We start from the raw sequence: 14,940 nt of genomic DNA, 5'->3' as shown, positions 1-14,940 counted from the left end.
TCCCCCTCCCCCGGAGCGGTTGTCAGTGCGTCCGATCACCGGACAGACGGATTCGTGCACAACCCGCTGAAGGAGCATCATGTCCCTCCCCCTGACCCGTCGGATCGCTCGTGCCGCGCTGCTGATCGCCGCAGGCGCAGCCCCCGTGGTCGGTGCGGCCGGCGCCGCGAGCGCCGCAGATCTCCCGGCGACCCCGGACCTGGGCGGCCTGACCGCGCTGGACGGCGCCGGTCTCGGCGACACCGTGGACAGCGCCGTGCAGCAGGGCACCCAGGCGGCCGGCGAAACCGGCGGCCGGCTCGTCGGCACGGCGCTCCCGGCCGCGGGCAAGACCGTCGGCACGTCCGCCGGGGTGGCCATCCCGGCCGCCCAGGAGACCGCCGGCCAGGCCGCGGGCAACGCGGGCCAGGCCGTGGGCGGCGTGGCCGAGGCCGCCGGCGGCGGTCTGCCCACGGACGCGCTCGGCGGCGGCCTGCCCACCGACGCCCTGACCAAGGGCGGGCTCCCGCTGGGCGGTCTGCCGATCGGCGGCTGATCCACCGCGGTACCGGCAGACGCGCCGAGGGCCTCGGGAGTGCGCACTCCCGAGGCCCTCGGTGCGTAGCGTCGCCGTGCGGCGACGGCTCCGGTCAGGACAGGCGCTTGACCGCCGCGGCCACCCGCTCGTCGGTCGCGGTGAACGCCACCCGGACGAAACGCGCGCCCGCCGCGCCGTAGAAGTCGCCCGGCGCCACCAGGATGCCCAGCTCCGCGAGGTACGCCACGGTCTCCCAGCACGGCTCGTCGCGGGTCGCCCACAGGTAGAGGCTCGCCTCGCTGTGCTCGATCCGGAAGCCGTGCGCCTCCAGCGCCGAGCGCAGGGCGAGGCGCCGGTCCGCGTAACGGGCACGCTGCTCGGACACGTGCACGTCGTCGCCGAGCGCGGCGACGGCCGCGGCCTGGACGGGGGCGGGCGTCATCATCCCGCCGTGCTTGCGAATGAGCAGCAGCTCGCCCAGGACGGCCGCGTCGCCCGCGATGAACGCCGCCCGGTACCCGGCCAGGTTGGAGCGCTTGGAGAGCGAGTGGACGGCGACGATGCCGTCGTAGTGGCCGCCGCAGACGTCCGGGTGGAGCACCGACACCGGTTCGGCGTCCCAGCCCAGCTCCAGGTAGCACTCGTCGCTGAAGACCAGCACGCCGTGCTCGCGCGCCCAGGCGACGATCCGGGTCAGCTCGTCCTTGGACAGCACCTTGCCGGTCGGGTTGGAGGGCGAGTTGAGCCAGAGGAGCTTCAGCCCCACCGGGTCCAGCTCGGTCGGGTCGTCGTAGACGACGGGCTCCGCACCGCAGAGCCGGGCGCCGACCTCGTACGTCGGGTAGGCGAGCCGGGGGTAGGCCACCCTGTCGCCCGCGCCGAGCCCGAGCTGCGTCGGCAGCCAGGCCACCAACTCCTTGGATCCGACGACCGGCAGCACGTGGGCGTGGGTCACGCCGACCGCCCCGAGGCGGCGCTCCACCCAGCCGGTGAGGGCGTCCCGCAGGGCCTCGGTGCCCCACACCGTCGGATAGCCGGGGCTGTCCGCGGCGGCGACCAGCGCGCGCCGGATCACCTCGGGGACCGGGTCGACCGGGGTGCCGACGGACAGGTCCACGAGGCCGCCCGGGTGGGCCTGGGCCGTCGACTTGTAGGGCGCGAGCCTGTCCCAGGGGAAGACCGGGAGGCGGGAGGAGACTGCGGACACGGCGTTCTGCTTTCTCGGGTGTTCTCGTACGGGCGGCGGAGCGGACGCGCGGTGACGGGCCCGGCGGCACCGGAACACGTCAGCGGGGCCCGGCGGTGCCGGGACCCGGCGACGGCCCCGGCGGTACGGGGAAACGCCTCGGTCCCGCACGGTGACAAGCCGTACGGGACCGGGCCGCGCGCGTGGTGCCTCCGCTTACTGGTTCTGCGGCGGCAGCCCGGCGATGAACGCGTGGTCGCGCTCGATGAGACCGAGCTTCGAAGCACCGCCCGGCGAGCCGAGGTCGTCGAAGAACTCGACGTTCGCCTTGTAGTAGTCCTTCCACTCCTCCGGAGTGTCGTCCTCGTAGAAGATCGCCTCGACCGGGCAGACCGGCTCACAGGCTCCACAGTCGACGCACTCGTCCGGGTGGATGTACAAGGACCGCTGACCCTCGTAGATGCAGTCGACGGGGCACTCTTCGATGCAGGCCTTGTCCTTCACGTCGACACAAGGCTGCGCGATGACGTAGGTCACGCTGTCGTTCCTCCTCGGTAGGGCGTTGGCTCTCGCGCGGGAGCGCGGCGTCGTCGATGCCCACCCCTAGTATCTCCGTTCTCGGGCACGATCCGAACAGGAGGGGCGGACAGAGCTGTGGAATTCACCATCGGCGGACGGCTGGAAGTCCGCATCACACCCACTGACGTGGGCAAACGCGTGTCCGTTCGACGGCGGACGGACGACGGGGGCACGGGCGCGGAGTTCACCGATGTGGTCGGGGTGCTCACATCATGGAACAACGGTGTGCTCTCGATCACACGAAAGAGCGGGGAATCCGTCCACATCGTGGAATCCACCGTGGTCGCGGGCAAGGTCGTGCCCGCCGCCCCGGCCCGTCGGCGCGGCCCCGCCGCCTCCTTCGGGGAACTGGCCACCGTCACCGCGCGCGCCTGGCAGCCCGTGGAGAGCGAGGCGCTGGGCGACTGGCGGCTGCGCGCCGCCGGGGGCTTCACCCGGCGTGCCAACTCCGCGCTGCCGCTCGGCGATCCGGGCCTGCCGGTCGGCGAGGCGCTCGATCGGGTCCGGGACTGGTACGAGGAACGGGGCCTGCCCGCGTACGTCCAGACGGCGACCGGGGCCGAGGGCACGCAGGAGCCGCTGTGCGCGGAGTTGGAGCGGCGCGGCTGGCGGCGCGAGGTCTCGGCGGAGGTGCGGATCGCCGCGCTGGCGCCGGTCGGTGACCTGGAGGCGGAGGTGCGGGCGGTCCGCCTGACCCGCGAACCGGACGCGGCCTGGCTCGCCCGCTACCAGCGCTTGGCCGCCCCCGGGCCCTCCGCGTTGCGGGTGCTGGGCAGCGGCCCTTCGGTCTGGTTCGCCACGGTGCCGGGGGACACCGGGGACACGGGAGCCCCGGCCGCGGATCCGGACGCGGATCCCCTCGCGGCGTCGGCCGCCCCGCCGGCCGCGATCGGGCGGTGTGTCGTGGACGGGCGGTGGGCGGGGTTCATGGCCGTCGAGGTCGCTCCGGAGCAGCGGCGGCGCGGCCTGGCCACCACCGTGATGGCCGCGCTGGCGCGCCGGGCACAGGACGAGGGCGCTTCGGCGGCCTGGCTCCAGGTCGAGGACGACAACGAGGGGGCGCGGGCGCTGTACGACGGCATGGGCTTCGCGACCCACCACCGCTACCACCACTACCGCTCGGCGTGACGGGCCCCGGAGGCCCCGCGCCGGGCCCTCCGGCGGATCGGCGCACATGAGCGGGGACATGAGCAGGGACAGGGTTCGCATATGAGCGCGCTGGATTCCGGAACGGCCGAGCGGCGGCGGCGGTTCGCCGAGGAGGCCCGGTCCGAGCGGCCGGACCTCGCCCTCCTGTGCCTGCTGCTGGGCGCGGAGGCCGGACCGGTGGGCCCGGCCGAGGTCCGCCCGGTGAAGGCGGGAGAGGACGCCCCCGACCCGTACGGCATCGACGCCTCCCAGATCGAGCTGGACCGGCTGGCGGGACTGCTGCCGTACGGCTCCCGCTCCCCCGCCGCCTGGGCCTCGGCGCTGGCCGAACTGCTCGGCGAACGCTGCGGCTTCGGCGGCTCCTCCAGCGACTACCAGCGGCTGGACTCCTCGCTGCTCCAGCAGGTGCTGCGGCGCCGCCGGGGCCTGCCGATCCTGTTGTCGGTCGTCTGGATCGAGGTCGCCAGGAGGGCGGGCGCACCGGTGTACGGGGTGGCGCTGCCCGGTCACTTCGTGGTCGGTTTCGGGGATCGGGAGCACCCGGTGCTGGCCGATCCGTTCGCCGGGGGCGCGCCGCTGACCGGTCGGGAGGCGGAGCTGCTGGTCACGGGGGTCACCGGGGCGGCACTCGAACCGTCGACGATGACGCCCGCGCGGCCGCTGGAGATCGTGCTGCGGATCCTGAACAACGTGCGGGCGTGGGCGGCGGCCCGTCCCGAGCGCACGGACGTGGGCCTGTGGGCGGTGGAGCTGTCGCTGCTCCTGCCCTCGCATCCGGCCAGGCTCCGCTTCGAGCGCGCCCAGCTCCTCGTCCAGCGCGGTGAATTCCTGCGCGGGGCGGCGGAGATGGAGGAGTATGCGGAGATCCTGGACGGCATCGAGCCGACGACGGCCGAGAACATCCGGCGCAAGGCCCACGCCGCGCGCGCCCTGCTGAACTGAACCCCGGTCGTCCGGCGGGAACGCCGCGGGAATCCGCCCTGCCGCCGCTCCTTCCGCCGCCCGTTGTCCGTGGCGGTGGCGAGACGGATGGGTCCGTGAGCGATGTGCGCTCCCGTTTTACATCCGGCCGCCCCCTTCCGCGCCCAACAGGAGCGCTATTCGGCCCGTTTGTCGGCGTACGCGAATGCCCATGCGCTCAACTGGATACCCGTCACCGGATGCGTACAGCCCGTCGCATTCCGCGTCGGGCGGGCCGGAAGAGAAAAGCTGAGGGCAGACTGATGACAACCGTGCTGCTGGTCCACACCGTGCCGTTGTGGCGCGCGTCGCTGGCGTCACTCCTCGGCACGGGGCGGGGGATAGAGGTCCGCACCGCCGAACACGGTGCGATACGCACCGCGCTGTGCGGGCCGGGTCCCGATGTGCTCCTCACCGACCTCGACTGTCCGGGCGCGCTGGACGTCCTCGACGAGATGAAGACGATGACCGCGCCGCACGGCGGACCGTGTCCGCTCGCCGTGCTCACCCGCAGCGACCGGCCGAGCGGCCTGCGGCGGGCGTACGAGGCGGGAGCGCTCGGGTACATCGACAAGTACCGCCCGGTGGACGACCTGTCCGAGGTGATGCACAAACTGGCGGACGGGGGGCGGCACATCGACGAGTCGCTGGCCTTCAGCCTCCTCCAGGTGGCCGACATGCCGTTATCGCCACGGGAACTGAGTGTGCTTTCGATGGCCGAAGGGGGTGACACCGTGGCCGGGATCGCCGGTCGGCTGCACCTGACGCCGGGGACGGTGCGCAACTATCTGGCCGCCGCCATCCGGAAGGCCGGGGCGCGCAATCGGCTGGACGCGATCAGACGGGCGAAGGAGGCGGGGTGGATCTGATGCCGCGCAGCGCCTTCCCTCCCCCGTCCACCGGCTCCCAGAGGCCGGCCAGGTCCCGGTAGAGGGCGCAGGAGCGCAGGAGTTCACCGTGGGTGCCGCACTGGGTGCGCGGGCCGTCCATCACCAGGGTCCGCCCGGCGCGGCGGGCCGAGCTGAGCCGGTGGGCGACGACGACGAGCGCGCCCGGCAGGGCCCCGAACGCCAGCTCGGCGCGGGTCTCGGCGGCCGGGTCCAGCCGGCTGGTGGCCTCGTCGAGGATCAGCAGCGGCGGGGCGGCGAGGTAGGCGCGGCCCAGGGCGATCAGCTGCCGTTCGCCCTGGGAGAGCCGGTCCGGTTCGACGTCCGCGTCGAGGGAGCCGAGCCGGGAGAGCAGCGCGTCCAGGCCGAGCGCGTCCGCCATGGCCGCGATCTCCCGGTCGCGGACGTCGGGGCGCAGATAGCGGAGGTTGTCCCGCAGCGAGCCGCTGAACACGTAGGCGTGCTGGGGCAGCAGGACGCGTACGGAGGTGGCGTCGGCCGGGCGCACCGGCCGCCCCCGCCACCGCACCGCTCCCCCGGTGGGCCGCTCGGTCCCGGCGAGGACGGCGGCCAGGGTCGACTTGCCGCTGCCGCTCGGGCCGACGACCGCGAGGTGCTCCCCCGCCCCGATCGTCAGGGAGAGCCGGTCCAGGACGGGCAGGGCGCCGGGCCCGTACGCGAAGCTGACCTCGTGGAGCTCGGCGACCGGGGTCCCGCGCGGCGGCGGGGCGGCCTCCCGGGCGGGCGGCGGGTCCTCGGAGGGCGGTGGCGGCGCGTCCGTGAACCGGTCCAGGACCACGACGAGCCGGCCCCCGGCGGTGCCCAGCATGGTCATCAGCGCCTGGACGGCGGGGGCGAGCGCCTGGGTGAGGTAGGTCAGGGCGCCGACCAGCGCGCCCGGGGTGAGTCCGTTCCGCAGCAGCCAGGGCGCGCCCAGGAGCAGCAGGAGCGGCGGGAACCGGCCACAGACGGCGAGGGCCAGCACCCGCACGCCCGACCAGCGGGCCAGCGAACGGGAGGCGGCGAGCTGCGCCCCGGCGAGGTCCCGGGACTCGGCCACCGTCCGCTCGGCGGCCCCGGCGGCGGCGATGTCGCGTACGGAGGCGGCGAGCAGGCCCGCGTGGGCGGCGTACGCCTCGTCGGCGGCGAGGTAGTCGCGCTGGCGGGCCGCCATCGGCGGCAGGGTGCCGAGGAACAGGACGGACCCGAGGACCAGCGGGGGCAGCACGATCAGGAGGAGGGCGGGCGAGAGGGCCAGCAGGCCGGTGACGGCCCCCGCCGCCGTGAACACGAACGAGCGCAGCGTCAGGACGAGTCCGGCCCAGCCGTCGCGGGCGATCTCGCTCTGATGGGTGACCTGCGACAGGGACCGGGTGCTCACGTCGCCGGAGCGGTCGAGCGCGCCGGACAGCGCCCGGGACACGGCGCGCCGCACCAGTCCGTCGCGCAGCGGCTCCACCAGGTCCGCGAGCCGGCCGAACACCCCGCGGGCGGCGGGCACGGAGGGCAGCACGGCGACCGCGGCGACGGCCAGCCAGAGGAGTCCGGTCGGCGGGCGTCCGGCGAGGAAGCCGTCGTCGAGGGCGCGGGCGACCCCGAATCCGCCGAGGAAGGTCTGGGCGAACTCCAGCAGGGACCAGCCGGCCAGGCGCAGGACCGCGCCGGTCCGCGCCCGCAGAAAGGGCCGGGCCTCGCGGCCGACCCGGCGCAGCGACGTGTCACGCCGGGAGCGGGTCCCCTGTTGCTCTTCGCGCCCGGGGTGGGCCTTGTCCGCCTTCACGGGGCCTCCGCTCCGGCGGCCGGTGTCACCGGGGGCGGTGTCATGACGGTCGGTTTCACGGCGGTCGGTGGCACGGCGGCCGGTGCCACTGCGGTCGGTGCCACGGGCGTACGGTCTGCGGGAACAGGGCCCTCGGCGGGGGCGTCCGTCCGGAAGACCGCCCGGTAGTCCGGGTCCGCCCAGAGTTCGTCGTGGCGGCCCGTCGCGCGGATCCGGCCGTCCTCCAGCCAGGCGACCCGGTCCGCCCGCGCGGCCGAGGACAGCCGGTGGGCGACGATGATCCGGGTGCAGTGCCCGGCCCGCGCGTCGAGCGCGCGGCGTACGTGGTGTTCGGTCACGGTGTCCAGGCTGGACAGCGCGTCGTCGAGGATCATCAGGCGGCCGGGGTGGGCGAACGCACGGGCCAGGCCGAGGCGCTGGCGTTCGCCGCCGGAGAGCGGGGCGTCGGCGACCGGGGTGGCGTAGCCGTACGGGAGCAGCGCGAGGAACCCGTCGGCGCGGGCCGCGCGGGCGGCGTCGCGTACGGCTTCGGGCGACGCGGTCCAGGGCCCGTAGGCGATCGTGTCCTCGACGGTGACGCCGGTCAGGGCCGGGCGGGCGAAGGCGTACGCCACCTCGCGGCGCAGCCGGGCCGGTTCCATGCCGTCCATCGGGACGCCGTCCAGCAGCACGCTGCCGGTGTCCGGGTCGAGCAGCCGCCCGGCGACCGCGGCGAGCACCGACTTGCCGGAGCCGGAGCGCCCGACGACCGCCAGGGAGGTGCCGCCGGGGACGGTCAGGTGGACGCCGGTCAGCAGCGGGCCGCCGTCCTGTTCGACGCCGACGTCCCGGAGTTCGAGGTGTCCGGGGGCGCCGGGCGCCGGGCCCAGGCCGCGGTGCGGCAGCGGTGCGAGGGCGAGGAGGGGCTCCAGGGTGCGGGCGGCGGCGCGGCTGCGGGCGAGGGCGCCGAGCGCGCCGGTCAGGGCGCCGATGCCGACGGCGAGGCTCGCGTAGCGGGAGGCGGCGACCAGGTCGCCGACGCCCATCGCGCCCGCGCCGAGCCGGAGGCCGGCGACCGCGAGGACCAGCAGCATGAGCAGGGGCAGCAGGAGGCCACTGGTGCCGACGGCCCGCCCGTACACGGTCCAGGTGCGCCTGCCGTGTTCGGCGAGGGCGGCCAGGGGTTCCAGGACGCGGCGGTGCTCGTGTGCGCCGGTGCGGGCGGCGCGGATGGTGTCGGCGCCGTCGAGGGCCTCGGTGAGCCGGTGGGCGATGAGCGACTGGGCGCGCTGGTAGTCGGCCCCGGCGTCGGCGGTCCGGCGGGAGAAGGCGCGCAGCAGGGCGACGAGGAGAGGGGCGCCGACGAGGAGGGCGGCGGCCGTCCAGACATCGATGAGGAGGAGGCCGACGATCGCGCCGAGCGGGAGCAGGACCCCGGAGACGGCTCCGGCCGCGGTGACGGGCGCGGACGCGGCGTCGGCGGTGCGGGCGGTGAGCCGGGCGGTGAGGTCGCCGGTGGGCAGGGCGAGGGCGCGGCGGGGTTCGGCGGCCAGGACCCGGGCGGCGGTGCGGGTGCGCAGGGACGCGGTGAGCCTGGCGGTGGTGGTCGCGCCGGTCACGGCGGCCGCGGCGTCGAACCCGGTCTCGGCGAGGGTCAGGGCGGCGCAGAGCAGCAGCCCGGACCAGGGCACGGGGCCGCCGGCGACGAGCCGGTCGACGGTGTGGCCGAGGGCGGCGGGCAGGGCGAGGGCGGCGAGCGCCCCGCCGGTGGAGCAGAGGAGGAGCCAGAGAAGGGCCGCCGGGTGCTGCCGGGCGAGCCGCCGGGCGCCGGACTCGGTGCCCGGGCGTGGGTGCAGCCGCACGGGGTGGCCTTTCCGGGTGCACGTGGGCCGGCCGGCCCACCGGTGAGGAACACCGGTGGGCCGGCCGGTGCGGGTCACGGGGTGCAGAGGACCACGCTGAGGGAGCTGTACTCACAGACCAGCAGCGAGACCTGGCTGCCCGTGGCGAGCTCGCCGAAGGAGTCCTCGGCCGGGGTGTCCATCGCCTGAAGGTCGAGAAGCGCCATGATGATGTCCTTTCGGGGACGTAGGTGGTGCTGAACGGTGTGTTGCTACGACCCCTGGCGGGGCCGGTCCGTGGGGCCGCTCGCGCGGCCGGGGGGCGCCGCCGGAGCGGCGGGCAGGAAGGGAAGTCCGGTGGTGCCGCCGAGCGCGGCGCCCAGGGCGAGGAGGGCGCCGGCGGTTCCGGTGGCCAGGTCCATCGACAGGCGCATCAGCTGCTCGCCGGGGAAGGCGAGTCCGCCTCCGTACGGGAGGGCGTGGCTGCGCAGCAGATCGGTGTGGCGGGCGATCGCGCGCTGCCGGTCCGCCTCGTCGCACAGCGGGGTGGCCGCGAGGTGCAGGAGGAGGCCGGCGGAGCCCCGGAGCAGGCCGGGCTGGACGTAGAAGGCGGAGAGCGCGGCGGGCAGGAGGGCGCGGCCGGCCGCTTCGAGCGCGGGGTCCGGGCGGTGGGCCAGGTAGGCGTCGATGACGGCCGCGATGCCGGCGCTGCCCGAACCGAGGTACGGCATCAGCCGCTTACCCTCGACGACGAGCAGTTCGCCTTCGTCGCCGGTCCGGCAGCGGTCCAGGTCGCGGCGCAGGGCGGTGGCCGCCAGGTCGAGCAGGGCGGGGTCCCCGGTGGTCGCGTACCGGCGCACCAGGAGCAGGGCGATGCCGCTCGCGCCGTGCAGCAGTCCGGTGCGGGGCGACGGCGGGCCGTCGCGGAGCGCGCGGACGGCGAGGGCGGTGCAGCGGGCGGCCGCGTCGGAGAGCGCCGGTGCGTCGGTGGCGGAGGCGGTGCGGGCCAGGTCGTCGAGGGCGAGGCCGATGCCCGCGTACCCGTTGTGGAGGCCGGGCGCGAGGCCCTCCAGGGGCTGGTCGAGGATGATCCGGAGGAGGTCGGCGGCTTCGGCGGTGCGGCCGATCCGGTGCAGGGTCCAGGCGATGCCGGTGAGCCCGTCGTAGAAGCCGAGGGGGCTGCCGGACGCCGGGTCCTTGGCGTGCCGCAGGAGCCGGTCCTCGGCCTCCTCGCACGGCGGGGCGCCCGTCTCGTGGAGGGCGTAGAGCACTCCGGCGGTCCCGTACGCGAAGGACTGGCCGCCGGTGGCCGTGGCGAACTGGGCGATGTCCCCGGGGAAACATCGGTCCTCGCGCTCCGGTGTGCAGGACGCGGTGATGGCCCGGACCATGGCGTCACGGCTGCGCGGCCAGTCGCCGAGGTCGGGGTCGGCGTCGGGAGCGGGCCGCGGGTCGGGCGTTCCCGTTCGGCGCAGGATCTCCGCGACCGCGGGCCGCAGCGCCTTCTCGGTGACCGGGAAGACGCGGGCGATGTCCCGGGCGAGACCGGCGGCCTTGGTGCGGTCGATGCCGAACAGCGTGGTGAGCGGCAGGTACAGGGCGAGCCGCAGACAGGCCAGCGCGTAGCGGTCGATGTCGGCGCCGCGCCGGTCGGGCGGGGCGACGAAGGCCGGGTTGGCGACGATCTGGCGGCGGCGTTCGGCGGCCGGGGAGGCTGCCTCGAAGTCGAGCAGGACGATGCGCGCGTTCTCCTCGTCGACCATGACGTTGCTCATGTGCAGGTCGCTGATGACGATGCCCCGGTCGTGCACCGCGGCGACGGCGCGCTCGACCTGTCCGTACAACTCCTCCGCCCAGGCCGCGTGTTCGGCGAGCAGCTCGGGTGACGGGTGCTGCCGGGCGAGCGGGAAGCGGCGGGCGAAGACGGTGTTGAGGGTGGTGCCGGGGATGTACTGGAGGACCAGGAAGTGGTGGTCGCCGACCTCGAAGACGTCCCGGACGGCGGGTACGCAGTCCAGTCCGGCCAGTTGCTCCAGGGCGGTCCGCTCGCGCTCCAGCCGGGCCACGGCGTCCGCCCCGTCGGCGGCCAGACCGGCGTACGGCCGCGCCTCCTTGAGGACGACCTGCTCGCCGGTGCGGGTGTCGCGGCCGAGGTAGACGCCGCCGCCGTTGGAGAAGTGCAGCGCCTTCTCCACGGTGTACGGGAGGCCCGTGAGGCCCACGGCGGCGCGGGCTTCGAGGTGCGGCGTCAGGAAGCCGGGCGGGGGCACCCAGGAGGGGACGCGGAAGGACGGGCCCCGGTCGTCCGGGACGAGCCGGCCCTGCGGATCGGCCACGGCGGGCACGGGCCGCCCGTCCGGACCGGAGCAGAAGCGGGCGGCGAACGCCCCGTACCGGGTGTGCACCGGTCCGTTCCCGCACCGCAGGTCGCTCAGGATGTACGGGCCGTGCTCACCCTCCAGCAGCCGCATCAGCGCGGTGCACACCTCGGGGAACGCCTCGTCGGACGGCGGGTAGACGGTGATGAACTTCCCGCTGCCCGCCCGGTCCGCGTACTTGGCGTTCCGCAGCGCCAACAGCCCCGCGTTGGGGACGCACTTGAAGGCCAGCCGGTGCTCCAGGCAGTGGGCGAGGACCCGTTCCAGCACGGAGGACGCGTTGTCGAGGGCGGCCGAGACGTGGATCTTCCAGCCCTGGGGCGGCAGTCGCAGCCCGTCGGGGCTGTACGCCAGCCAGTCGCCGCGCCGGGTGCGTGTCCAGCCGTCGGGTACGGCGCCCCGGAGCGGCGCGTAGAGCGAGCGCTCCTCGTCCGCGGCTCCGTCCGGGCCGGGAGAGCGGTGGGGTGCGTCGTAGAAGCGGCGGTCCGCCTGGCAGTACGCGGCGTACTCCGGATTCACGCACGGTCCCCTCGCTCGGTTCTTTCGTGGCGAGAGAGAAATTGTCACAACGAGGAGCCCTGCCCATAGTCACTGTTGTCACGACTCGTACATGCGCGCCAACCATGCGGAGCGCACCGCGTACTGATGGGTAGGCGATGGTCGCCCAGCCCGGGACGGGTGCGGGCCGGGGGCGCGCGGGGGCGCGCACGGAGCGCACTCGCATGCACTCAGCTCGCGCCGCGCACCAGGACGTTCCCCGCCTCCGTACGGAAATAGAGCACGGAGCGGCCCGCGCGCCGGCGGCGGACCAGTCCGGCGTCCAGCAGGATCCGCAGATGGCGGCCCACCGAGCCCAGCCCCTGGCCGGTCAGCGCGACGAGCTGCGTCGTGCTGAGCGGGGAGGCGAGCAGCAGCAGGACGGCCGCGCGCGCCGGGCCGATCAGCGCCCCCAGGGCGGCGGGCACGGGATCGCTCCCGGCCCCGGCGAGCGCGCCGGAGCACGGGTACACCAGCGCGTACCGGCTCGGGACGTCCCAGCAGACCCAGGACTGGTACGGGTTCACGGGGACGAACAGCAGCTGCGCGCCGCCCAGTTCGCGGGGCGGGTTGTCGTGCGTGTTGATCTGGAGCCGGCTGTCGCCCAGCCAACGGATGCCGGGGCGCATGCCGTTCAGCGCCTCGGCCCATCCGCCGCGCCCCAACTGGGCGGAACGGGCCACCACATCGGCCTCCAGGATCCGCCGCCGCCTCGGCCAGTCGGGCAGCACGGTGTGCGTCCAGACCCACTCCAGGGCATGGGCGGCGCGCAGGGCCAGGTCGCCCCGGTCCAGCACGGCGGGCAACGGCCCGCGCAGCGCCTCGGCCAGGTCGGCGCGGGCCCGGCCGGGCTCCGTGGCCCGGACCGGCGTCAGCTCGTCGGCGAAGGAGGGCGGGGCCCCGCCGGGCGGGGCGGAGGCCGGCACGGGGACGAGGAAGTCGGCGATCCACCGGGGCGTGAGGGCCGCGCCGATCACCAGCGCGGAGACCGGGTCGTCGGCCTTCCACCGCCGGTAGGCGGGCAGATGGGTCTCCAGCCAGGCGCGCTCACCCGGGTGCGCGGCGGCGGCCCGCTCCAGGACCAGCAGGCTCGCGACGGCCTCCGCGAGCGGCGAGACGACGAAACGGCTGTTCGCGAGGGTGTCCGCACCGACCTTCCACCAGCCCACGCGCCCCCGCCTCCCCGCTCCCCGTCGGCCCTCCGGCCCTCGCCGCCCGCCGTCCGCCGCCCCGCCCACCGCGGGCCTTCGCGTCCGCGCCGGGCTTTCGCGTCCGCGCGAAACAGTAACGGTCCCGGCGACGGCGTCCGAGACTCCACCTCATGCGCACCTACCGCGAGCTGTTCCGGACCCCGGAGTTCACCCCCTTCTTCGCCGCCGTCTCCGTGCAGACGGCCGCCCAGACCGCGACCGGCCTGGCGCTGGGCACCCTCGTGTACGCGCGGACGGGCTCACCCCTGCTGTCGGCGCTGGCGATGTTCGGCCCGTCGCTGGCCCAGGTGGCCGGGGCGCTCACGTGGCTGTCGGCGGCGGACCGGCTGCCGCCGCGCGCCGCGCTGACCGCACTGGCGCTGCTCTCCGCCGGGGCCGCCTGCGTCCAGGCCGCTCCCGGGCTGCCGCTGTGGGCCGCGTTCGCCGTCCTGCTGGTGGTGGGCGCGGCCTCGTCACCGGGCGGGGGCGTGCGCTACGGGCTGCTCAACGAGATCGTTCCGCGCGAGGGATTCCTGCTCGGCCGCTCCGTGCTCAACATGACGGGCGGCGCGACGCAGATCTGCGGGTTCGCGGTGGGCGGGCTGCTGGTGACGGTGTTCTCGGCGCGCGGCACCCTGCTGATCGGGGCGGGCCTGTACGTCGTCGCGGCGGCCGTGACCCGCCTCGGACTGACCGCCCGGCCGCCCCGGGCCACCGGCCGCCCGTCGGTCCGGGAGACGCGGCGGACGAACGCGCTGCTCTGGTCGTCCACGCCGCGCCGGTACGTGTTCCTGGCACTGTGGGTGCCCAACGGGCTCGTCGTCGGGGCCGAGTCCCTGTACGTCGCGTACGCGCCCGGGCACGCCGGGCTCCTCTTCGCCGGCGGGGCCCTGGGCATGCTGGCCGGGGACACGCTGGTCGGGCGGTTCGTCACGGCACGGTGGCGGGCCCGGCTGGGGGCCCCGCTCCGGCTGCTGCTCGCCGCGCCCTATCTGCTCTTCGCGCTGCGCCCGGAGCTGCCCCTCGCGCTGGCCGCGGTCGTCCTGGCGAGCGTGGGCTTCGCCGCGAGTCTGCTGCTCCAGGAACGGCTGATGGCCCTCACCCCGCAGGAGCTGAGCGGCCAGGCGCTCGGGCTCAGCTCCTCGGGGATGCTCGCGATGCAGGGCGTGGGGGCGGCCGTGGCGGGCGGCATCGCCCAGCTGACCTCCCCCGCCACGGGCATGGCGGCGGTCGCGGGGCTCTCGGTGGCGGTGACACTGGTGCTGGCCCCGGGGCTGCGTGACCGGTCCGGGGTCGCCGGGGGCAGACTGCCGGTAGCGGACGGATCACCGCGAGCGCCCCGTACACCCCGCACGGAAGAGACCACATGAGCGACGAGACCAGGCCCAGCCAGAAGGAAGCCATGCTCTCCGGCGAGCTCTACATCGCCGACGACCCCGAGCTCGCGGCGGAGGCGCAGCACGCGGCCGTGCTCAGCGAGCGCTTCAACGCCACCTCGGCCGCCGACCCCGAGGCCCGGCGCGCCGCCCTCGCCGAGCTCCTCGGCGAGCTGGGCGAGGGCGTGGAGGTCCGGCCGCCGCTGCGGGTCGACTACGGCTACCGGACCAGCATCGGACCCCGGACGTTCATCAACTTCGGCGCGGTCCTCCTGGACGTCGCCCGCATCACCATCGGCGCGGACGTCCAGATGGGCCCGAACGTCCAACTGCTCACCCCGACCCACCCGATCGACCCCGAGCCGCGCCGCGCCAAGTGGGAGGCCGCGGAGCCGATCACCATCGGCGACAACGTCTGGCTGGGCGGCGGGGTGATCGTCTGCCCCGGGGTGACCATCGGCGAGAACACGGTGGTCGGCGCGGGAGCCGTCGTCACGAAGGACCTGCCGGGAAACGTGGTGGCGGTCGGCAACCCGGCCCGGGTGATCCGGAGGATCGGCGGGACGGAGGCGTAACCCTCG

13 protein-coding genes are annotated in these 14,940 nt (G+C 75.3%); 6 read left to right on the top strand and 7 right to left on the bottom strand.

Features of this window, described 5'->3' with window-relative positions:
• Positions 1-79 precede the first annotated feature (79 nt).
• The gene (locus tag OG245_RS25400; RefSeq protein ID WP_371625756.1) at positions 80-535 is read left to right on the top strand and encodes an ATP-binding protein; all 456 of its coding nucleotides are present in this window, start codon (positions 80-82) and stop codon (positions 533-535) included.
• 94 nt (positions 536-629) lie between these two features.
• Here OG245_RS25400 and dapC read toward each other — a convergent pair whose 3' ends face one another.
• Both dapC and fdxA read right to left on the bottom strand, forming a co-directional pair.
• Positions 630-1,724, bottom strand: coding sequence for a succinyldiaminopimelate transaminase (gene dapC / locus OG245_RS25395; protein WP_371625755.1), 1,095 nt, complete (start codon positions 1,722-1,724; stop codon positions 630-632).
• 195 nt (positions 1,725-1,919) lie between these two features.
• Positions 1,920-2,240, bottom strand: a complete 321-nt coding sequence (gene fdxA / locus OG245_RS25390; RefSeq protein ID WP_007446848.1) for a ferredoxin — start codon at positions 2,238-2,240, stop codon at positions 1,920-1,922.
• Positions 2,241-2,357: 117 nt separating this feature from the next.
• Between fdxA and OG245_RS25385 the strand changes: the two genes are divergently transcribed.
• From OG245_RS25385 to OG245_RS25375, 3 genes are all read left to right on the top strand, one after another.
• A complete protein-coding gene (locus OG245_RS25385; RefSeq protein ID WP_371625754.1) occupies positions 2,358-3,410 on the top strand; it encodes a GNAT family N-acetyltransferase in 1,053 nt (350 codons plus the stop codon).
• Positions 3,411-3,491: 81 nt separating this feature from the next.
• Positions 3,492-4,373, top strand: a complete 882-nt coding sequence (locus tag OG245_RS25380) for a tetratricopeptide repeat protein (protein ID WP_371625753.1) — start codon at positions 3,492-3,494, stop codon at positions 4,371-4,373.
• 281 nt (positions 4,374-4,654) lie between these two features.
• Positions 4,655-5,260 carry a LuxR C-terminal-related transcriptional regulator gene (locus OG245_RS25375; RefSeq protein ID WP_371625752.1) on the top strand — a complete coding sequence of 202 codons (606 nt, stop codon included), beginning with the start codon at positions 4,655-4,657 and terminating at the stop codon, positions 5,258-5,260.
• On the opposite strand, the gene OG245_RS25370 is transcribed toward OG245_RS25375, so the two are convergent.
• The 5 genes from OG245_RS25370 to OG245_RS25350 all read right to left on the bottom strand — a co-directional run bounded on the left by OG245_RS25370 (position 5,229) and on the right by OG245_RS25350 (position 12,962).
• Entirely contained in the window at positions 5,229-7,058 is a 1,830-nt protein-coding gene (locus OG245_RS25370; protein WP_371625751.1) for an ATP-binding cassette domain-containing protein, read from the bottom strand. The genes OG245_RS25375 and OG245_RS25370 overlap by 32 nt on opposite strands.
• The gene (locus OG245_RS25365; protein WP_371625750.1) at positions 7,055-8,899 is read right to left on the bottom strand and encodes an ABC transporter ATP-binding protein; all 1,845 of its coding nucleotides are present in this window, start codon (positions 8,897-8,899) and stop codon (positions 7,055-7,057) included. Before OG245_RS25365 ends, OG245_RS25370 begins: the two co-directional genes overlap by 4 nt.
• Before the next feature lie 74 nt (positions 8,900-8,973).
• Positions 8,974-9,105 carry a SapB/AmfS family lanthipeptide gene (locus OG245_RS25360; RefSeq protein WP_003966507.1) on the bottom strand — a complete coding sequence of 44 codons (132 nt, stop codon included), beginning with the start codon at positions 9,103-9,105 and terminating at the stop codon, positions 8,974-8,976.
• 45 nt (positions 9,106-9,150) lie between these two features.
• Positions 9,151-11,775 (bottom strand): class III lanthionine synthetase LanKC, encoded by a 2,625-nt coding sequence (lanKC, locus tag OG245_RS25355; protein WP_371625749.1) that lies wholly within the window; start codon positions 11,773-11,775, stop codon positions 9,151-9,153.
• A 209-nt stretch (positions 11,776-11,984) separates the two neighbouring features.
• Positions 11,985-12,962, bottom strand: a complete 978-nt coding sequence (locus tag OG245_RS25350) for a winged helix-turn-helix domain-containing protein (RefSeq protein WP_371625748.1) — start codon at positions 12,960-12,962, stop codon at positions 11,985-11,987.
• 152 nt (positions 12,963-13,114) lie between these two features.
• Here OG245_RS25350 and OG245_RS25345 point away from each other — a divergent pair, with 152 nt between their 5' ends.
• Positions 13,115-14,353: an MFS transporter gene (locus OG245_RS25345; protein ID WP_371625747.1), complete on the top strand. Its 1,239-nt coding sequence runs from the start codon at positions 13,115-13,117 to the stop codon at positions 14,351-14,353.
• Positions 14,350-14,934 (top strand): sugar O-acetyltransferase, encoded by a 585-nt coding sequence (locus tag OG245_RS25340; protein ID WP_371625746.1) that lies wholly within the window; start codon positions 14,350-14,352, stop codon positions 14,932-14,934. Before OG245_RS25345 ends, OG245_RS25340 begins: the two co-directional genes overlap by 4 nt.
• Positions 14,935-14,940: the final 6 nt, after the last annotated feature.

The sequence above is a fragment of the Streptomyces sp. NBC_01116 genome (assembly GCF_041435495.1).
In the GTDB taxonomy this organism is placed as follows: Bacteria; Actinomycetota; Actinomycetes; order Streptomycetales; family Streptomycetaceae; genus Streptomyces.
The sequence above is the reverse complement of the archived record's forward strand: the minus strand, read 5'-3'. Positions and strand labels throughout refer to the sequence as shown.

Coding starts and splice junctions, on each gene's coding strand:
- OG245_RS25400 (WP_371625756.1), top strand. CDS start 80: ATGTCCCTCCCCCTGACCCGTCGGATCGCTCGTGCCGCGCTGCTGATC.
- OG245_RS25380 (WP_371625753.1), top strand. CDS start 3,492: ATGAGCGCGCTGGATTCCGGAACGGCCGAGCGGCGGCGGCGGTTCGCC.
- OG245_RS25375 (WP_371625752.1), top strand. CDS start 4,655: ATGACAACCGTGCTGCTGGTCCACACCGTGCCGTTGTGGCGCGCGTCG.
- OG245_RS25360 (WP_003966507.1), bottom strand. CDS start 9,105: ATGGCGCTTCTCGACCTTCAGGCGATGGACACCCCGGCCGAGGACTCC.
- OG245_RS25345 (WP_371625747.1), top strand. CDS start 13,115: ATGCGCACCTACCGCGAGCTGTTCCGGACCCCGGAGTTCACCCCCTTC.
- OG245_RS25340 (WP_371625746.1), top strand. CDS start 14,350: ATGAGCGACGAGACCAGGCCCAGCCAGAAGGAAGCCATGCTCTCCGGC.